This window comes from Pseudoalteromonas sp. SR44-5 (assembly GCF_014163675.1).
Lineage (GTDB): Bacteria > Pseudomonadota > Gammaproteobacteria > Enterobacterales > Alteromonadaceae > Pseudoalteromonas > Pseudoalteromonas rhizosphaerae.
In genome coordinates this window covers 1-21,312 of record NZ_JACJDT010000058.1, presented here as the reverse complement: position 1 = coordinate 21,312, position 21,312 = coordinate 1, and the positions used below count along the sequence as shown (strand labels likewise).

The 21,312-nt window shown below is 41.6% G+C and carries 14 protein-coding genes; 3 read left to right on the top strand and 11 right to left on the bottom strand.

Annotated elements, in window-relative coordinates; genetic code table 11:
- Nucleotides 1–26: 26 nt before the first annotated feature.
- From H5154_RS20665 to H5154_RS20645, 5 genes are all read right to left on the bottom strand, one after another.
- Nucleotides 27–908 carry a universal stress protein gene (locus H5154_RS20665; protein WP_149982779.1) on the bottom strand — a complete coding sequence of 294 codons (882 nt, stop codon included), beginning with the start codon at nt 906–908 and terminating at the stop codon, nt 27–29.
- A 5-nt stretch (nt 909–913) separates the two neighbouring features.
- Nucleotides 914–2,428, bottom strand: a complete 1,515-nt coding sequence (locus H5154_RS20660) for a SpoVR family protein (protein WP_182719484.1) — start codon at nt 2,426–2,428, stop codon at nt 914–916.
- A gap of 21 nt (nt 2,429–2,449) precedes the next feature.
- Nucleotides 2,450–3,733 (bottom strand): YeaH/YhbH family protein, encoded by a 1,284-nt coding sequence (locus tag H5154_RS20655; RefSeq protein WP_145242150.1) that lies wholly within the window; start codon nt 3,731–3,733, stop codon nt 2,450–2,452.
- Between the two features lie 30 nt (nt 3,734–3,763).
- Nucleotides 3,764–5,686, bottom strand: coding sequence for a PrkA family serine protein kinase (locus H5154_RS20650; protein ID WP_149982777.1), 1,923 nt, complete (start codon nt 5,684–5,686; stop codon nt 3,764–3,766).
- Between the two features lie 179 nt (nt 5,687–5,865).
- Nucleotides 5,866–6,447, bottom strand: a complete 582-nt coding sequence (locus H5154_RS20645; RefSeq protein ID WP_145242146.1) for a superoxide dismutase — start codon at nt 6,445–6,447, stop codon at nt 5,866–5,868.
- Nucleotides 6,448–6,723: 276 nt separating this feature from the next.
- Between H5154_RS20645 and H5154_RS20640 the strand changes: the two genes are divergently transcribed.
- Nucleotides 6,724–7,062 (top strand): Grx4 family monothiol glutaredoxin, encoded by a 339-nt coding sequence (locus H5154_RS20640; protein WP_064665960.1) that lies wholly within the window; start codon nt 6,724–6,726, stop codon nt 7,060–7,062.
- A gap of 29 nt (nt 7,063–7,091) precedes the next feature.
- On the opposite strand, the gene H5154_RS20635 is transcribed toward H5154_RS20640, so the two are convergent.
- The 6 genes from H5154_RS20635 to H5154_RS20610 form a co-directional block, all read right to left on the bottom strand.
- Nucleotides 7,092–8,432 (bottom strand): PAS domain-containing sensor histidine kinase, encoded by a 1,341-nt coding sequence (locus tag H5154_RS20635; protein ID WP_182719483.1) that lies wholly within the window; start codon nt 8,430–8,432, stop codon nt 7,092–7,094.
- Complete coding sequence (locus H5154_RS20630; protein WP_182719482.1) at nt 8,432–9,760, bottom strand: sigma-54 dependent transcriptional regulator; 1,329 nt, start codon at nt 9,758–9,760, stop codon at nt 8,432–8,434. Before H5154_RS20630 ends, H5154_RS20635 begins: the two co-directional genes overlap by 1 nt.
- A gap of 83 nt (nt 9,761–9,843) precedes the next feature.
- A complete protein-coding gene (locus H5154_RS20625; RefSeq protein ID WP_182719481.1) occupies nt 9,844–11,052 on the bottom strand; it encodes an ABC transporter permease in 1,209 nt (402 codons plus the stop codon).
- An 11-nt stretch (nt 11,053–11,063) separates the two neighbouring features.
- Complete coding sequence (locus H5154_RS20620; RefSeq protein WP_182719480.1) at nt 11,064–12,377, bottom strand: ABC transporter permease; 1,314 nt, start codon at nt 12,375–12,377, stop codon at nt 11,064–11,066.
- 3 nt (nt 12,378–12,380) lie between these two features.
- Nucleotides 12,381–13,091 (bottom strand): ABC transporter ATP-binding protein, encoded by a 711-nt coding sequence (locus H5154_RS20615; RefSeq protein ID WP_182719479.1) that lies wholly within the window; start codon nt 13,089–13,091, stop codon nt 12,381–12,383.
- 27 nt (nt 13,092–13,118) lie between these two features.
- Entirely contained in the window at nt 13,119–14,372 is a 1,254-nt protein-coding gene (locus tag H5154_RS20610) for an efflux RND transporter periplasmic adaptor subunit (RefSeq protein WP_182719478.1), read from the bottom strand.
- A gap of 791 nt (nt 14,373–15,163) precedes the next feature.
- On the opposite strand from H5154_RS20610, the gene gltB reads away from it, so the two are divergent.
- Nucleotides 15,164–19,621 (top strand): glutamate synthase large subunit, encoded by a 4,458-nt coding sequence (gene gltB, locus H5154_RS20605; protein WP_145242134.1) that lies wholly within the window; start codon nt 15,164–15,166, stop codon nt 19,619–19,621.
- 9 nt (nt 19,622–19,630) lie between these two features.
- Nucleotides 19,631–21,046 carry an FAD-dependent oxidoreductase gene (locus H5154_RS20600; protein WP_182719477.1) on the top strand — a complete coding sequence of 472 codons (1,416 nt, stop codon included), beginning with the start codon at nt 19,631–19,633 and terminating at the stop codon, nt 21,044–21,046.
- Nucleotides 21,047–21,312 lie beyond the last annotated feature (266 nt).

Genomic DNA, 21,312 nt, shown 5'->3' with positions numbered 1-21,312 from the left:
TTTTTTATATTATCACTAGCAATTATCTAACATTCAGGAGGTAAAATAAGCAAGTCTGTTTTTAGTAACCGCATAACTTTTTCAGCGGTATTGCCAATTAACTTACCTTTTATACCTATGTTGCCTACTGAGCCCATGATCACAAGACCTGCATTAAGCTTAGCTGCAATACTTGGGATCACTTGCTCGGCTAAGCCCGCTTTTATGTGAAGGTTATTTTTAAGATCGTGCTCAAGAATTAAATTACGTTGAATGACAGGTAGTTTCTCAAAAGCATTCAGTACTTGTTCGTCTGAAAATACAATGCCTAAGTCTCTTAAAATTGGGGAAACATGAACGGTATAACAAGTATAAAACTGACAGTCATAATGCTTGGAATAAGCTAAACCAGTTTCAATCATATCTTTGTTTAGTTTGTATTTAGTGGCTTTTTCGCTACCTAAATCAAGTGCAGCTAACACATTGGTGTTATTGCGCCAGGTATTATCCGCAGCTAAATAAAGTGGTAGTGGGGTAAAGCGGATCAACTGCCAGTCAAGTTCACTAAATTGACAATGTTCGTCAATATGGCGCGTTTTTATCACCATCTCATAGTTTTCAAAGTCACTCTCATTGGCTAACCATTGCTCGGGCGCTTCATGCCAAATAATATTTAATGAATAATCTGATTCTGACAATTCGCTTTCAAGTAGTGGTACTAATTCTTTTTTGAGAGTAGCCAACCTTGTTTCTTGAATTACTTGCAATTGTTCAGCTGGCGGCGAGAACAAAATATTACCAGCACTTTCATAGGCAAAGGCGACAATATCAATATGTTTTTGCTTACCAATTGCTTTGTGTTTCGCGTGCAAAATAGCAGTACGTGCAAATTCTACTGAATCAATTAGTACGAGAAGCTTTTTATCCATTCTATTCACTCTGTTGTATGGCGTGAATCATCTGATGGACATTGCCCGAGTATATTCAATTCGCCAGAAGTTGACTCTTGTTCCAGTTTTACCTTAAAGCCCCATAGTCTGTAAAGGTGTTTTAATACCTCATGGTGAGACTTTGCCAGTGGAATATCCTGATGTGGCACGTAGCGCAAGGTTAAAGAGCGATCACCTCTAATATCAACATCATAGATCTGAATATTGGGTTCGTGATTACTGAGGTTATATTGTGCTGAGAGCGCAGTCCGTACCGCGTGATAGCCGCTTTCATCGTGGATCGCACCAACTTGTAGATTCGGATCTTTTTCGTGATCGATAATAGTGAATAATTTAAAGTCACGGATAAGTTTGGGTGATAAAAATTGACTAATAAAACTTTCGTCTTTAAAGTTTTCCATTGCAAAGTGCAGCGTATCTAACCAGTTGCTCCCGGCATATTCTGGAAACCACTGTTTATCTTCTTCGGTAGGGTTTTCACAAATACGGCGGATATCCACCATCATATTAAAACCCAGCGCATAAGGGTTAATACCCGAATAATAATTACTATTGTAAGGGGGCTGATACACAACATTAGTATGACTTTGTAAAAACTCTAACATGAATGAGTCAGTGAGTTTCCCTTCATCATATAAGTGATTCAAAATAGTATAATGCCAAAACGTTGCCCAGCCTTCATTCATTACTTGGGTTTGCTTTTGAGGATAAAAATATTGTGAGATTTTACGCACAATACGAATTATTTCTCGTTGCCAAGATTCCAGTAATGGCGCGTTTTTTTCTATAAAATACAAAATATTTTCTTGTGGCTCTGAAGGAAAATGACGCTCGTGTTTTTTAGTTTCCTGTTGATGTGAAGGTATTGTGCGCCAAAGTTCGTTCACTTGTGATTGTAAGTAATCTTCGCGCTCTTGTTGGCGTTTTTGTTCTTCAAATAAAGATATTTGCTGTGGGCGTTTATAACGATCGACACCGTAATTCATAAGTGCATGGCATGAATCAAGTAGGTTTTCGACTTCATCAATGCCATGTTTTTCTTCGCAACGAGCAATATAATTTTTTGCAAATAATAGGTAGTCAATAATAGAGCTGGCATCAGTCCATGTTTTAAATAAATAATTACCTTTAAAAAACGAGTTGTGCCCGTAGCAAGCGTGCGCCATCACTAAAGCCTGCATTGGAAGGGTATTTTCTTCCATTAAATAAGCAATACAAGGATTCGAGTTTATGACAATTTCATAAGCCAATCCCATTTGTCCGCGTTTGTAATTTTGCTCAGTTTGAATAAATTTTTTACCATAAGACCAGTGACTATAGCCAATAGGCATACCAACACTGGAATAGGCATCCATCATTTGTTCTGCGGTGATCACTTCAATCTGATTAGGATAAGTATCGAGGCGATAATGTTCAGCCACGCGGGCAATTTCGTCTTGGTATTGTTGTAGTAATTCAAATGTCCAATCTGGCCCATCGCTCATTCGTTTATTGGTCATATAAATACCTCGCTGTACAGCCTAGGCTGCCCCTTGGTGTTGACGACTCTTCTTGAATAACTCACGGAAAATAGGGTAAATATCTTCAACATTGCGTATATGTTGAATAGCAAAGTTATTATGAGTTTGACAAATATTTTGATACTCACGCCATAGACTCTGATGGGCGCGGGTAGTGATCTCAATATAAGCGTAATAGCGAATGGTACTGAGCAACTTGTTGCGTAAGATCTCTGAGCATTGGGGAGAGTCATCAGCCCAATTGTCGCCATCTGAGGCTTGTGCTGCATACACATTCCACTCGCCAGCGTTATAACGCTCGGTAATTATCTCATTCATTAACTTCAGTGCGCTGGAGACAATTGTGCCGCCAGTTTCTTGGGAATAGAAAAACTCCTGTTCGTCGACCTCTTTGGCTTGGGTATGATGGCGAATATACACCACTTCAATGTCTTTATAACTGCGGGTCAAAAATTGATAAAGCAAAATATAAAAACGTTTTGCCATATCTTTGGTTGCTTGATCCATCGAGCCCGACACATCCATAATACAAAACATCACCGCTTTACTAGTTGGATGAGGCTGTTTTTCATAGTTACGAAAACGCAAATCGTAATTATCAATAAAGGGCACTGCACTGATGCGTTTTTGTAATGCGGCGATTTCTTGCTCCATTAATGCAATAGCAGCTATATCTGGTTCAGGCTCAGCCATTAATAGGCAAAGCTGTGCTTCAAGCTCTGCTAATTGACGCTTTTTACCCGCGCTCATCGCAACACGCCTTGCAAGTGAGCCCTGAAGTGAACGCACAATATCAATATTACTCGGCATACCATCACTACAAAAACCAGCACGATGAGTTTTCATTTGCACGAGTTTGTCTAACTGGTTTTGCTGTAAATTTGGCAGTTCTAAGTCTTCAAACAGTAAGTCTAGGTACTCATCTTTAGAAATCGAGAAGACAAAGTCATCTTCTCCTTCACCAGAGTCACTCGCTTCACCTTCGCCGGCTCCACCACCTTGGCCACCTTGCGGGCGTTTAATTTTATCACCGGTTGAGAACTGATCGTTACCAGGATGAATTTGTTCTCTATCGCCCCCTTTACCTTGATGAAAAGTAGGTTCACTTATATCCCGTTGCGGAATTGAAATACTCTCACCGCTACTGGAATCAGTGACACTGCGTTTATTTATTGCATCTGACACCGCTTCTTTGATCTGTTTTTTATAGCGCCTGATAAAGCGTTGACGATTTAACGTGCTCTTATTCTTACCGTTCAGGCGACGGTCTATAAAATGCGCCATAAAGACCCCCTAAAAATACACAGCTGCGTGTTATTGCGATTTACGCACGCGTAAATACCACTCTGATAACAAACGAACTTGCTTTTGGGTATATCCTTTTTCCACCATACGATTGACAAAATCTTCATGTTTTTTCTGATCTTCTGCGGATGTTTTCGCATTGAAAGAAATAACGGGTAATAGTTCTTCAGTATTGGAGAACATTTTTTTCTCAATCACAGTGCGCAGTTTTTCATAGCTGGTCCACAATGGATTTTTACCGTTGTTGTGCGCCCGTGCACGCAATACAAAATTAACGATTTCGTTACGGAAATCTTTTGGATTTGAAATGCCGGCTGGTTTTTCAATTTTTTCAAGTTCGGCATTTAATGCTTCGCGGTTGAATAGCTGGCCGGTATCAGGGTCGCGATACTCTTGGTCTTGGATCCAAAAATCAGCATAAGTGACATAGCGGTCAAAAATGTTTTGCCCGTACTCAGAGTAGGACTCTAAATAAGCTGTTTGCAGTTCTTTACCAATAAACTCAACATACTGCGGGATTAAATAGCCTTTCAAGTGGCTTAAGTAGCGTTCTTCAACGTCGGCAGAGAATTGCTCTCGTTCAATTTGTTGCTCTAATACATAAAATAAATGCACTGGGTTTGCCGCTACCTCAAGTGTGTCAAAGTTAAACACGCGCGATAAAATTTTAAATGCAAACCGAGTTGATAGTCCGGTCATGCCTTCATCAACACCGGCATAATCTCGATACTCTTGATACGATTTAGCTTTAGGATCGGTGTCTTTCAAGCTTTCGCCGTCATATACCCGCATTTTTGAGTAGATACTGGAATTTTCGGGATCTTTTAACCGTGATAGCGTGGTAAATTTTGCCAATGTTTCCAGTGTGCCTGGCGCGCAAGGAGCATTATATAATTCACTATGTTCCAATAGCTTGTCGTAGATTTTTACCTCTTCAGATGCACGTAAACAATACGGCACTTTGACGATGTAAACACGGTCTAAAAAGGCTTCATTGTTCTTGTTGTTTTTAAAGGTCTGCCATTCTGATTCGTTTGAATGAGCCAAAATCATGCCATTAAAGGGCAGTGCACTAATACCTTCGGTGCCATTATAATTTCCCTCTTGCGTGGCTGTTAAAAGCGGATGCAATACTTTGATTGGCGCTTTAAACATCTCAACAAATTCCATTAACCCTTGATTTGCAAGACATAATGAACCGGAATAAGCATAAGCATCAGCATCGTTTTGAGCAAAATGTTCTAGTTTGCGAATATCAACTTTACCGACTAAAGCGGAAATATCTTGGTTGTTTTCATCCCCAGGTTCAGTTTTTGCAATAGCAATTTGATTTAAAATAGAGGGGTAGCGTTTTACCACTTTAAACTGGCTAATATCACCATTAAATTCAGATAAGCGCTTAGTGGCCCAGGGTGACATAATGGTTTTTAAGTAACGGGGCTTTATTCCGTATTCTTTTGCCATCAGCTCAGCATCTTCATTAGGATCAAAAAGCGCCAACGGGTGGTCATTGACCGGTGAGCCTTTAATTGAGTAAATAGGCACTTGTTGCATTAAATATTTTAGCTTTTCGGCAATCGATGATTTACCACCGCCTACAGGCCCAAGTAGATAAAGCACTTGTTTACACTCTTCAAGGCCTTGCGCGGCATGTTTTAGGTAAGAAACGATTTGTTCAATCGCATCCTCCATACCGTAAAAATCATTAAAGGCAGGGTAACGTGCTACTACTCTGTTTGAAAATAATCGACTTAACCGTGCATCCTTGGAAGTATCGATCATTTTTGGCTCACCAATGGCCGCTAATAATCGCTCTGGTGCGCTGGCATAAGCCGACTTATCAGTTTTACAAATCTCTAAGAACTCAGCGATACTATACTCTTCTTCTTGTGCCGCTTCGTATCGTGCTTGGTAATGCTCAAAAATACTCATGGAAACCTCCGAAAAACCTGCTTAAACTAGGTGCTTACAAATTAAAAAAGAAGCAAAGGTTATTTAAAGCTTAGTCACGAATTTGATTTTTTGTGCAATAAAATTAAAAATTTATGTTAGAAAACAAAAAAGACGCCGGAGCGTCTTTTAAATTGGGCTTGCTCAGAACGGGCAATCAATTATGCGAAGTTAGCGTTCGCGAATTCCCAGTTAACAAGCGACCAGAATGCTTTTAAGTAGTCTGGACGAACGTTACGGAAATCAATGTAGTAAGCATGTTCCCACAGGTCCACAGTCAGTATCGGTGTTACACCGTCTTGAGTTAGTGGCGTTGCAGCGTTAGAAGTATTAACGATGTCTAAAGAACCATCAGCTAATTTAACTAACCATGTCCAGCTTGAACCAAAGTTGTTTACTGCTTTATCATCAAAAGCTGCTTGGAATGCTTCAAAAGAACCCCATTTAGCATTGATAGCATCTGCAACAGCGCCTGTTGCTTCGCCACCGCCATTTGGAGATAGGCTGTTCCAGTAAAAAGTATGGTTCCAGATCTGTGCTGCATTGTTAAATACGCCACCTTCAGAAGAACATACGATTTCTTCAAGTGATTTACCTTCAAATTCAGTACCTGGGATTAAACCGTTAAGTTTAGTCACATAAGTGTTGTGGTGCTTGCCGTGGTGAAACTCTAATGTTTCTTGTGAAATATGTGGCTCAAGTGCATTAATTGCATATGGTAGTGACGGTAGTTCAAATGCCATTTTTTATCTCCATCTTCTTTTGGTTGATAGTTCAAATAGTAATAGTTAATGCCTGTTCAAACAGGGTAGTTACCTATACCAAATGAGATTATAGTGTTACTATAATTGTTGAGTATTTTACTCAAGTTTTAGCAAACAGCAATGCCAAACAGCAGTGCAAATGCAAGACTATTTCGATTGCGGCTTTATTTGCCCACTTTAAGATACATATATGAGGCTTAATGAAAATTTTTCAAGCCTTAATATGTTCAGCTATCGTCACTTTTGAGGTTGTAGATGGAAACCATTGATAAAATTAAACAGCAGATTTCTGAAAATCCAATTATCCTTTATATGAAAGGATCGCCTAAATTACCAAATTGTGGTTTTTCTTCACAAGCATCTCAAGCATTAATGTCATGCGGTGAACCGTTTGCCTATGTTGATATTTTACTAAATCCTGATATCCGAGCTGAATTACCAGCATATGCCAATTGGCCAACATTTCCACAACTGTGGGTTGATGGCGAATTAATTGGTGGTTGTGACATTATCATTGAAATGTTTCAACGTGGTGAATTACAACCACTGATCACCGAAACAGCAGCTAAATATAAAGAAGCTGACGCTGAGTAACGTTTATCAGCAAATCAACAAAAAGCCGCTTAATTGCGGCTTTTTTGTGATTGTTTGTTAGGACCGTGGGGCAGAATGACATGAACACTAAGCCCACCGTGCTTACGATTGTGTAAGCTAATTTGACCATGATGCGCTTCGACTATTTCACGGCACAATGCTAACCCCAAACCACTACCAGCGACTTTAGTTGAATAAAATGGGATCAATGCATTGGCCATCACTTGCTCACTCATACCTTTACCTTGGTCGTTTACACTGATATGTGTGCCTTTAATATTCTGTGTAACAGTGACACTTATATGTTCGCTTGCAGAGCCTGATTCGTGAGCATTTTTTATTAAGTTGATCAGTAGCTGCTCGACTTGAGTCGGATCAGCCAGTGTATGCACGTCATTACTTATATCGAGCATAAAACACCATTGATTTTGCAGTTGTGTGAGCAACACTTGCCAATTAATTGCGCTTGGCTGAGGAGTGGGCAGTTTGGCAAATTTGCCATAGCCTTGTACAAAGTCGTTTAAATGTTTGATGCGTTCAGAAATGGTAGCAAACACGCGGCTAAGTCTGGGTTCGTCTACTTTTTCACTGAGTAACTGGCCGCTGTGCAGCATTGACGACATGGGACCCAGAGAGTTATTAAGTTCGTGACTAATGATCCGAATGACCTTTTTCCACACCTCCACTTCTTGACGGCTAAGTTCGCGGGTGAGTTGTTTAAAGACATATAAGTAATGGTATTGATTGTTAAGTAATAACTTACCGGTTGATAAATGCCACGCTTGAGATTCTTGGTCTTCAGTATCTAGCGTAAATAAACCATCACTACCGCGCGTTAAAGCATTGTTTAACTGTGGATGAGCATTTTCAAGCAGGTGTGCAAACTGACTCCCTTCAAGCGCTGTTTTGGCATTAAAAAGGTCTCGGGCACTGTAGTTACTATAAACAATAAAGCCTTTATCATTTTTTAAAATAACGGCTTGGGGAGAGCTTTGTAGCACTTTATCAAGCATCAGCTCGCGCTGATAGAGCCATTGTTTCTCTTGGCGTAATTGCTTTGCAGTTTGATTATACAATTGACACAAGCGGCCTAATTCATCGTTACCGTTATAAGCTAGTAAGGTGGCTAATTCACCGTCTTTAAAATTAAGCAAACCAGTTTCAAGTGAGTGTATGCCTTGCACCAGAGTGCGGCTGAGCCGAAAAGATAAATAACTTGCCAGCAGTGATGTGAGCAGCGTTGTTATTAGTAGTGAAGGCCAGCTTAAATGGGTTAACCAGCAGATGAGCCAAACAGGAATAAGTGCAGAGATGTTACATATCAGCACTATTTTACGAGTGAGAGACAGTGCCGGTTTATTTTTTTCCATTAGTAATCAATCTCAAATTTCTGCAAACGGCGGTATAGTGCTTGACGACTTAAACCAAACTGTCTGGCAACTTTTGCGATCACTCCTTGGTGCTGACGCATAGCTTGTTCTAGTTCTACTCTACTGGGTTCTTGTTTAGCAAAGTTAGTGTGCAGCGGTTGCGATTGTAGAGCAAAATCATCGAGGGTAATGTCGCCATTAGGTTTGAGTACGGCTGCGCGTTTACAGGCATTTTCTAGCTCACGAACGTTGCCGGGCCAATTGTGCGCGAGTAATCCTTGCTCTGTTGTAAGCGATAATTCGCGCTCGCCTAAGAAGTGTTTAGCAAGCGCTAAAATGTCATCTGGTCTTTGCGCTAAACTGGGTAAATTTAGCTCAATCACGTTGAGGCGATAATATAAGTCTTCTCTAAATCGACCTGCATGAATAGCCGCTTTTAAATCTTCATTGGTAGCTGAAATAACCCGAACATTTACTTTTTGTGTTTTTGTTGAACCGAGTCGTTCAAACTCACCAGTTTGTAACACGCGCAGTAGTTTCATTTGCCCTGATAATGGCAGGTTACCAATTTCATCTAAAAATAGCGTACCACCATCAGCTGCCTCAAAGCGACCAATTCGCTGTTTGGTGATGCCAGTATAAGCACCCGCTTCAGCGCCAAATAATTCGGCTTCAATTAAATCATGGGGCAGGGCTGCGGCATTGATGGTCAAAAACGGGGCATGGTTTAAGTGAGAATTGGCTTGAATAATTTGTGCAATGCGTTCTTTACCACTGCCATTTGCACCTGTTATTAGCACAGAGACATCTGACTTAGCGACTTGTATTGCCATATTGAGAATTTTTTCCATGGCGGTACTTTGATACACTAAACCAACTAGGTTGGCATCGGCTAAACTTGATGTTCGCTCTTGCTGGTGGCGCGCATACATTACATTTTGTTGTTTTGCTTGGCCAAGTTCGATTAAGTTATTAACACAGGTGAGGAGCTTGCTATCGTCCCATGGTTTAGGTAAGTAATCAGCGGCGCCGGCTTTGACTAGCTCTATGGCGCTGGCCAGTTCAGTCCACGCGGTGATCAAAATAATCGGTAAGTGCGGGTTGAGAGCTCTTAGTTGATAAAACAACGCTTTACCTTCTTCGCCAGAGGTGGTGTCATTGCTAAAATTCATATCTTGAATAACCAGCGCGATACGTTGGTATTGCACTATTTGTAAGGCTTCAAGCTGCGTTTTTGCAGTCACAACCTGATAGTCATGAATTTCTAACAGTAATGACAAGGCTTCTAATATGGCAGGGTTGTCATCGACAATAAGTATTTTTTCCATGTGAATTTAATCGCTGTTTTTGTTATCTTTATTTCAAAATGCTACACGGTATTAAACCAGTGTAGCATAGGTTGGGAGCTGCTTTATATTGTTCGCGTGGCGATACTCGGTGATATGTTGGCGGCACGTTTTGCAGGGCCAAACACGGCAAGTAAGCTCATAACAAACACCATAATGGCAGTGCCTGCGATATAGCTCGGTGGCAGTGCGGCAATTGAAAAGTGCTGCATTAATAATTGACCAAGTAACAGCGCCGCAATAATGCCAAGGAGCAAGCCCACGCAGCAGATCATCGCATTTTCAACTAAAAAGTAGTTAATAATGGCTGATTTTCGGGCTCCTAATGCACGGCGAGTGCCTATTTGCTTGGTGCGTTTGCTGATATTAAATAAGGTTAAGCCAAAAATCCCCAATGCAGTTACCAGTACTAATATCGTGATGAGCACAATCAGCATACGCATCATCAATTTGTCTGCTGCAACATATTCGTCTTTAAGTTGATCTAAGCCATTGATATTGTTGATCACCCGTTTATTGTAATTATTCAGCATCGCGGTTTCGATTTGCTTCATCACAGCTGCACGTTGACCAGGCTTGGTTCTGACTGCAAATTGTGCGTAAGTTTTGCCTTGAATATAAGGGATCAGCGCAACATTATTTGGGTGACTATCTTTAAGCCAAGGGCTCTTCATATGATCTGCCACACCGATAATCGTCAAAGGCAAATCGCCAAAATAAATTGTTTTGCCGAGGCCATCACCTTCAGGAAAAAGTTCATCGAGTAAAGCTTGCGTGACAACAGTAACATTGGTAGTTCTCTCAGTAGGTGAATTAGTGATTGTTACTTCATCCTCTGTAAAGTTGCGCCCTGCAATTAGTTTTACACCATAAGTGTCTAAACCATGCTCATCAATGAAAATATAAGAACTACGGATACTTTTACTTTCTTGAGGAGCCGGTTTCAAATTAAAGCTTGATGCACTGCCACTACCGGATAGGGGAATACTGCTGCTTTGCGCTGCATTTACAACCCCAGGTAGTGCTCTTAACATCGCTTCGTCTAATTCAAACTGTTGACTTATATCGATATCTTTACCAAAGGTCATCACATTGAATTTAAAAATATCGTGTTCAGGATAGCCAGTGTCTTGATTTAAAAAAGCGACTCTATCTTGGATAATAAATGCCGCATTACTAACGATTGCGGTGGTTATGGCAATTTGAATTAAGAGTAATATTGCCCCGACTTTTGAGCGGCAAAGAGCATGAAATATAGGTTTGATCTCTAACATTAGTGTGCTCCTTATTGGCTTTTAAGATAAATAGCTGGGTTAGTACGGCAAACCAGCCATGCAGGATAAAGCCCGGCTACTATGCAGGTTGTAATAGCGATAACAGGCGCACTGAGTAACATAGTGATATCCATTGTGGCGATTGATGAATAGTAATCATAGCTTTGACGAACAGCCCACAAACCTAATTGCGCAAGTACGATACCGACTAGGCCGCCAAAACATCCAAGCATAGCCACTTCAACAAGGTGTTGTAAAAACACTTGTCGTTTACTGGCGCCTAGTGCTCGGCGCACACCTACCTCCGGTGCCCGACGCAAAAACTTAGCTAGCAATAAACCAAGAATATTTGCTAAACACACTGCTAAAAACATAAAACTTAAGCCGACCAATATTTTATTGTCTTCACTCACGACATTATTGTATTGCATCCATTGGTTAACATCACGTAGCTTATATTCGGGTTTTTCTCGGGCAAAGCGGCCGCGCTTTTTTTGCTCTTGAATGTAAGAATTAAGATAATTTTCGTAGTTTGTTTTTTGCTCCGCGCTATCTAGTTGCGCCCAAAATTGGATCCAAACTATTTCCGATTGCATTTTATCGGCGTAGCTATTGATATTCTCATGTTTCCAACCGTTGCTGTTGCCCCAAGTAGTTAGCTCTTTGGTTTTGACTAAGCTAAATGGTAAAAATAAATCTTCAGGTTCATTAAATGCACCATTATTTAAATCATAATACTTAAGGTTAAGTGACCAGTCAGCGATCACACCAACAACTTCGTAGCTGTAATCATCTAAGTAGATCAATTGGCCAATTGAGTTGTTTCCTGCAAACAGTTTATCGTTGAGTTCTTTTGAAATCACCACCACAGGGGCGGCAGATTGCTCTTGTTGTTCACTCCATTCACCGCCGTAAATAAACGATACATTAAACATATTAAAAAAATCAGGCGTAGTCATCCGTGCATTACTGGTAAACGGCTTTACTTTGTCTGAGTCTAGATACACTGAGAATCCAGTACGCATCATCGCGACCTTTTTTTCAGGAACAGGCGCATTCTGCAAATTGACTGCATCTTGATAAGTCAGTTGCATAGGAAGGTTATCCTCGGTCCACCACGTATGGCCTTCATCCATGGTTTGTAATTGCACAGTATAAAGTTGATTGCTTTTTTCGGGAATAGGATCCGCCGACATCATATGATAAACGCTTAAACTGGTCATGGTTACACCAATCCCAATAGCAATGGCTAGCACCATTAACATGCTTACCAGTGGTGTGCGCTTAAAACTACGCCAACTTAAATCGAGGTAATGTAATAGCATAAGTTACACTCCAGCCACATTTTTTAGGTTTTGCGCGCCTTGATACAAGGTAAAGTCGGCAAGTTGACCATCGACCACTTGAATATTACGAGGTGCTCTGCGGGCAAGTTCTGGGTCATGAGTCACCATAATGATGGTCGCGCCGTCACGGTTAATTTGCTCCAGCAACTCCATCACTTGACGTGCCATTAAGCTGTCTAGGTTACCTGTTGGTTCATCGGCTAATAAAAAGCGCGGCTCACCGGCAAGGGCGCGGGCAATCGCTACCCGTTGCTGTTGACCACCTGATAACTGCTGCGGCAAATGTTTAGCGCGTGAAGCTAGACCTACTTGTTCTAAGCACTGTTCAATACGACGTTTACGCTCGCTTGCTTTAATACCTCGGTAGCGCAGTGGTACTTCAATGTTTTCATATAAATTTAAATCAGGGATCAGGTTGAAGCCTTGGAAAATAAAACCAATTTTTTGATTGCGACAATCCGCCCGTTGATTGTCGTTCAGTTTGCCAACATTAATACCATCGAGCAGATATTCACCACTGCTAAAAGGTTCTAACATGCCTGCGATATTTAAAAAGGTGGTTTTCCCGGAGCCACTAGGGCCAGTTACTGCAATAAACTCACCTTCATCTACGTGCAAATTAAAGTCGCGTAATGCATGGGTTTGCACCATTTCTGTTTGATACAGTTTACTAATATTGTTCATTTTAAGCATGAGTTGATCCTTGTAATATGGTTGTTCTTATCTCAGTAATAATGTTGGCGCTTGTTTAAAGTTATCGTAACTGGAGATGATCAGCTGATCGCCTGAGCTAACACCTTGTAGCAATTCTATTGCGTTGATGCTGCTTGCCCCGGTTGTGATATTTACCAGTTGTGCGGTGTCGCCGATAACTTTGTAAACCTGCGTACCACCTTGCTGCATAAACGCACCGCGTTTGATTTGTAAAACGTCATCACGATTTTCTAATAAAATGCGCGCTGTTAATCGCTGGTTTTGGCGAATGCCTTTTAGCTCTTCGTCAAAGCGTACTCGAGTAGTTACTTCACGATTGTTAACTTCCGGCGAAATTGCCGACAACACACCAGTCACTTTTTTTGCCCCGAGTGTGAGCTCAACTTCCATTCCTAAACCGAGTTCGTTGGCGTAACTTTCAGGTACTTGCAGTTGTGCTTCAAAATTACTTAAATCAACCAGCGTCATTAACGGCTGACTTTGGGTAACGGCTTCTTTTTGTTGTACAAGCAGGTTACCAACAATACCGGTGACGCTGGCTTTAATAGTTAAGTTTCTGACTTGACGATTTAAATCATCAACGATCAGTTGTTGGCGAGCGAGATCGCGCTCTGCAGCTTTGAGTTCAAATGCGAGTGTATCTTTAGCAAGTTCAACTTCTTGTTGAGCGTGTTTGTAAGAAAGCTTGGCTCGGGCAAGATCATCAACTGCTTTTTCTAAATCAATTTGGCTGATCAAGTTTTTTTCGATAGAAAGCTTAGCACGGCGATTTTCCCTGTCTGCTGCATTGAGCTCTACTTGGGCGAGATCAAGCGTTTTGGTTAAGCTTAACTTTTGTCGGCGTGCTTCTAAGTGCTTACGTTGTAATTCACCATCAAGGCGGGCTAACACCGATTGTTGCTGTTTTAGTTCATTATTGAGTTCTGGGCTATCGACTAAAGCAATAATGTCATCTTTATTTACTTTATCACCGGCTTTAACTTGTAAATCCACATATCCACGTTCTGGGCTATAAACCTTAGGAGCATTTGCAGCAACAATTTTACCGCTGGCGGCTACATCACGTACTAAACGACTAATATTAACGGTAGCAATCTGTAAAGAAGCCCGGTCAACAGAAATACTGCCTTGATTGTTACCCATAAATGCTTGTGCACATAAAGCAAGTACGGCAAGTGATAGCGCCAGCACTATTAATGGTTTTTTGTAACTGCGTCTTTGCGTAATACTTACATCTTGTCCGCTGGTATCTTTTATCATGAGTGATCCTTAGCTATGTCTATTCTCGCAGTAAGTGATCATCAAGCTCACTACTAAGACAGTGATTGGTGAAACTAAAAATAAACTGAGAATAAACATAAGTTGTGTCCTGTAATTATCTTTTAATGTTTATTCGAATATCATGCCACTATTTAATGTCATGATTTTAATGAAATAATTATTTATTTTTAAATTATTTGGTGTCCGCGGACATAAATTGTGTCCGCTGCGGACACTTTACTATGGCGGCTAAGAAGCTGCCGCAGGCGTCAACAGGGTGAGCAAGCTAAAAACTTACTAACTAGCGTAAATTATGCAAAATGTGACTGTTGTGATGATAATTATGCATTAATTAGTGGCTTTAAATTTACCTATAAAAAGACACTGGAAAGAGTATTTACTCTAATGCGCACTGTGGTATCGACCTTGAACGACAACAAAGAGATTCAATAAAAAAGAAAGCATTTATTTTCGCTACATAACTCAGTGAATATTTATTCATTTTTACTCTGGTTTACGTTAACGTAAACTGCAGGTTTGCAGAGCGGTTATTTTACAACTTGTTAAATATGACACCAGTGTCATAAAAAAATAACGGGTAAAATATCGCTAAATGTTAAAAATAGGCATGAAATAAAAAGATTGTGTTGTGGTGAGAAATATTCAAGAATGTGAATATGTATTCAAGGCGCTATTGACTCAATGTACAATTGGCGATAGTTTTGACTGTCTGCTAGCAAACCGTCGAGAAGGTCATTCATAGCTAGCTGTTGTAGCAAGGGGAGGGGTCTATGTTATACGACTCAAAATTAGAAAAAGATAATTGTGGCTTTGGCTTAATAGCCCAAGTTAATGGTCAGGCAAGTCATCGTTTAATTCGAACAGCGATCACTGGCTTAGACCGTATGGAACACCGTGGTGGTATTTCTGCCGATGGTAAAACAGGCGATGGCTGTGGCTTATTATTACAAAAGCCAGATAGCTTTTTTCGTGCTATTGCCGCTGAAAAAAATTGGCACTTGGGTAAAAATTATGCCGTTGGCATGATTTTCCTAAACTCAGATCCAGTACTTGCGCAAGCTGCAAAAGATATATTGAGTGAAGAACTCGAAAAAGAAACCCTCAATATTCAAGGTTGGCGAATTGTGCCAACAGATGAATCATGTTTAGGGCCAATTGCAATAAAGCAGTTACCTAAATTTGAACAGATTTTTGTTAATGCACCAGAAGGCTGGCGCCCAAAAGATTTAGAGCGTCGTTTATACGTTGCGCGCCGTCGTGCTGAAAAGCGTTTAAGCGAAGATGAAGGCTTTTACATTGCCAGCTTGTCAGGGTTAGTAACTATCTACAAAGGCTTAATGATGCCGGTGGATTTGCCTAACTTCTATTTAGATTTAGCCGATATCCGCATGACCAGCGCAATTTGTGTATTTCACCAACGTTTTTCAACTAATACACAACCGCGTTGGCCTTTGGCTCAGCCGTTCCGCTATTTAGCGCATAACGGTGAAATCAACACCATACAAGGTAACCGCCAGTGGGCTCGTGCTCGTTCATATAAGTTTGCATCGCCGCTTATTCCAGATTTGCAATCAGCAGCACCCTTTGTCAATGAAACCGGCTCAGATTCATCAAGCCTAGATAATATGCTTGAGTTGTTTTTAGCTGGTGGCATGGATTTATTTCGTGCTATGCGAATGCTAGTACCACCTGCATGGCAGAAAAACCGTGCGATGGATGATGACTTACGTGCATTTTACGACTTTAACTCTATGCACATGGAACCATGGGATGGCCCAGCTGGTATTGTGATGTCTGATGGGCGTTTTGCTGCGTGTAACTTGGACCGTAATGGTCTGCGTCCTGCACGTTATGTGATCACTCAAGATGGCTTTATTACCCTAGCTTCTGAAGTGGGTATTTGGGATTACACTGCGGATGAAGTGGTTGAGAAAGGCCGCGTTGGCCCTGGTGAGCTGTTAGTTATTGATACTCAGTTAGGTAAAATTTGGCACTCAGACGAAATTGATCGCGACCTTAAATCTCGCCACCCATATAAAGCATGGCTTGAGGCCAATGTTAAGCGCTTAACGCCGTTTGAGCAGCTATCAGAGCAAGATGCGGGCAACCGTTCATTTGATGATGAAACATTACTGAAATATCAAAAAATGTTTGGTTACACCAATGAAGAACTTGATAGCGTTATTCGCGTAATGGGTGAAATTGGTCAAGAAGCAACCGGTTCTATGGGGGATGACACGCCATTTGCAGTGCTTTCTGAAGGTAACCGTTCATTGTTTGATTACTTCCGTCAAAAGTTTGCGCAAGTAACTAACCCGCCAATCGATCCACTGCGTGAAAACCATGTAATGTCGCTGGCGACCTGTATCGGTAGTGAGCAAAACGTGTTTAACGAGACCACCGGCCACGCTAAGCGTCTACAGTTTGATACTCCAATTCTAATGTATGCAGACATGCAACAATTATTGAGCGCTGATCAGGCTCATTACAGCTATTGCAAAATCGATATCACCTACAGCAAAGAAGAAGGCCTTGGTGATGCAGTAATCCGTATTTGTGACGAAGCGCAAGAAAAAGCAGCTGGTGGCTGTGTCATGTTGTTTTTGAGTGACCGTAATTTTGATGAGAATAAATTACCAATTCCTGCCGCTATGGCTGTTGGAGCGGTACAAAAGCGTTTAGTTGATAACAATTTACGTTGTGAATCAAATATCATCATTGAAACAGGTAGTGTCCGTGACGCGCATCAATTTGCGGTATTAATTGGTTTTGGTGCAACGGCAATTTACCCGTACTTAGCATATGAATCACTGGTTGCGATGAGCGACTCTAAAGTGATCAACAAGAGCTATTGCCAAGTTACGCTTGCTTATCGTAATGCAATCAACAAAGGCTTGTACAAGATCATGTCAAAAATGGGCATTAGTACCGTGGCATCGTATCGTTGTTCAATGTTGTTTGAAGCAGTTGGTTTGTCGGATGCAATTGTTGATACCTGTTTTAATGGTGTGGCAAGTCGCATTAAAGGCGCGTGTTTTACTGATTTTGATGATGACCAACGCAAGTTACATACTTTGGCATTAAGTAAACGTAAATTACTCAGCCATGGCGGCTTATTAAAGTATGTGCATGACGGCGAGTATCACGCGTACAACCCAGATGTTATTCAAACGCTACAAAAAGCGGTGCGCTCAGGCGAATATTCTGATTACAGCGTATACGCAGATCTTGTTAATAAGCGCCCAATTGCCACATTACGTGACATGCTTGCACTGAAACTGCCAGCAGAGGGGATCAGTATTGATGATGTTGAGCCTGCAACTGAGCTATATAAGCGTTTTGACTCGGCGGCAATGAGTATCGGTGCATTATCGCCAGAGGCGCATGAAGCGCTTGCAATTGCGATGAACCGCTTAGGTGGCTGTTCAAATTCAGGTGAAGGCGGCGAAGACAAACTACGCTATGGTACCGAGAAAAACTCTCGTATCAAGCAAGTCGCGTCAGGTCGTTTTGGGGTAACACCACATTACTTACGCAGTGCTGACGTTATTCAAATTAAAGTAGCGCAAGGTGCAAAACCAGGTGAAGGCGGGCAATTGCCGGGCGAAAAAGTAACCCCGTATATTGCTAAGCTTCGTTACTCGGTACCGGGTGTGACCTTAATTTCGCCACCACCGCATCACGATATTTATTCGATTGAAGATTTAGCTCAGCTTATTTTCGATTTAAAACAAGTAAACCCTAAAGCGTTGATCTCAGTAAAACTAGTATCAGAGCCAGGTGTGGGCACAATCGCCACTGGTGTTGCTAAAGCATATGCTGATTTAATTACTATTTCAGGCTATGACGGCGGTACTGGCGCAAGCCCGCTAACGTCGGTTAAATATGCGGGTAGCCCGTGGGAGCTTGGTCTTGCTGAAACACAACAAGCGCTGGTTGAAAACGGTTTACGTCATCGTATTCGTTTGCAAACTGATGGTGGTTTAAAAACCGGCCTTGATATCATCAAAGCAGCTATTTTAGGTGCAGAGAGCTTTGGTTTTGGTACGGGTCCTATGGTTGCGCTTGGTTGTAAGTACCTGCGTATTTGCCACCTAAATAACTGTGCAACCGGTGTAGCAACGCAAGACGAAACATTGCGTCAAAAACATTTCCATGGCCTACCAGAAATGGCGATGAACTACTTTAAGTTTATTGCTCAAGAAGCCCGTGAAATTATGGCAAGCCTTGGGGTTGCCAAACTAACAGACTTAATCGGTCGTCTTGATTTACTCGAAGCGATTGAAGGTAAAACTGCAAAACAGCAAAAAATTGATTTATCGTCAGTGATTGCACAGCCGAATAACCCAACTGGTGAAACCTTATACTGCAGCGCACCTAATACGTCACATTATTTAGGTAAGTTGAATGAAACCTTACTTGCTAAAGCTCAACAAGCAATTGATGAGAGCAGCGGTATTTCACTGGTCAGCCGTATTTGTAACACTGACCGTTCAGTGGGCGCGATGTTATCGGGTTATATAGCCGATAAGCATGGCAATCAAGGCATGGCGGCTGATCCTGTCTCGATTGAGTTACACGGAACCGCTGGTCAATCATTTGGTGTATGGAATGCTGGTGGCCTAGAAATGACCCTAGTCGGCGATGCTAACGATTACGTAGGCAAAGGCATGGCGGGCGGTAAGCTGGTTATTCGCCCACCACTGGGTTCGTCATTTGAAAGTCACAAAGCGACCATCGCAGGTAATACCTGTTTATATGGTGCAACGGGTGGCAAGCTGTTTGCTGCAGGTTGTGCTGGAGAGCGTTTTGCGGTTCGTAACTCAGGCGTGCAAGCGGTTGTTGAAGGCGTAGGTGATAATGGCTGTGAGTACATGACCGGTGGCGTAGTTTGCGTGCTGGGCAATGTAGGCGTGAACTTTGGTGCAGGTATGACCGGTGGCTTTGCCTATATTTTGGATGAGCGTAATGACTTTGAAAAACGCATCAATCCAGAGCTAGTCGAAGTGGTGCTGTTAGATGAGCTAGCGTCACACCAAGAGCATTTGCGTGGTCTAATTGCTGAGCATTTAGAACTAACAGGCTCAAGCCGTGCAGAAACTATTTTAGCCAGTTTTGAAACGTATTTACCAAAATTCAAACTAGTTAAGCCAAAATCAAGTGATGTGAAAAGTTTACTCGGGCATCGCGCTCGTAGTAGTGCTGAACTTCGTGTTCAAGCACAGTAAGGGGGTAGTATGAGCGAGAATGTATATCAATTTATAGACGTGCAGCGGGTTGATCCCCGCAAAAAGCCAATTTCGTCACGTAAAAAATCATTTGTTGAAATTTACGAACCCTTTTCAGAGAAGCAAGTAAACTCACAAGCGGACCGCTGCCTAGATTGTGGTAATCCGTATTGTGAATGGAAATGCCCAGTGCATAACTATATCCCACAGTGGTTAAAGTTAATTCGTACTGGCCGTATTCTTGAAGCTGCGGAGCTATCACACCGCACAAATAGTTTACCAGAAGTGTGTGGCCGGGTGTGCCCGCAAGATCGTTTGTGTGAAGGTTCATGTACATTAGACGAAGAGTTTGGTGCAGTAACAATCGGTAATATTGAAAAATATATTACTGATACTGCATTTAAAATGGGCTGGAAGCCTGATATGTCGTACGTGGTATGGACCGATAAAAAAGTAGCTATCATAGGTGCCGGCCCTGCAGGCCTAGGTTGCGCTGATATTCTAGTGCGTAATGGTGTAAAACCAGTGGTATTTGACCGTCATCCAGAAATTGGTGGCTTGCTTACTTTTGGTATTCCATCGTTCAAACTTGAAAAACAAGTCATGCAAAAACGTCGTGAAATTTTCACCGAAATGGGGGTTGAGTTTAAACTTAACACTGAAGTTGGTGTTGATATCACTATGGATGAAATATTGGCCGAATACGACGCAGTATTTTTGGGAGTGGGGACTTATCAAAGCATGCGTGCTGGCCTTGAAAACGAAGATGCACCAGGTGTACATGATGCATTACCGTTCTTAATCGGTAATACCAACCGTGTAATGGGCTATGATGAGTCTAACCAAGCTTATCTTGATATGGCTAACCAAAAGGTTGTGGTACTTGGTGGTGGTGATACCGCGATGGACTGTGTACGTACCTCAATTCGTCAAGGTGCGGCAAAAGTAATCTGTGCTTATCGTCGTGATGAAGAAAACATGCCAGGTTCAAGACGTGAAGTGAAAAACGCCAAAGAAGAAGGTGTTGAATTTACTTTTAACGTGCAACCAACCGGTATCGTACTAAACGACAACGGCCATGTTGCAGGCGTACAAATGGTGAAAACCCAAATGGGTGAACCAGATGAAAAAGGCCGTAGCAGAGCTGAAGTGATCCCGGGTTCTGAGCATGTGATTGAAGCCGACCAAGTACTCATGGCGTTTGGTTTCAAACCACACAAAATGGATTGGTTAGAAAAGTACGATGTAGAAATAAACCACTGGGGCGGCATTAACGCACCAGAACAAGGTGAATTTACCCATCAAACAACTAACCCTAAAATCTTTGCTGGCGGCGATATAGTGCGCGGCTCAGATTTAGTAGTCACAGCAATCTTCGAAGGGCGTAACGCCGCCGAAGGGATCATGGACTACTTGAAAGTGTAACGTTTTAAAGGTTTAAGAATGTAAAAAGCAAGCCAGATGGCTTGCTTTTTTTATGGCTTGGATAGTAGAGTTTTAAGCGCTAAGTCGTAAGTTTTAAGTTTACTCGGTGTTAAATTAAGCAACGTAGGTAGGGTGACAACTCTAAAGTATCCCCAGAATTAGCCTTTATATATCAATGAACTAATAGTATTAAAAAATGTGGGAAGCGAGGGAACATTCATGGTGTTTTGTGATCTTATGAATCGCTTAAAAACAACAGAGCTAAA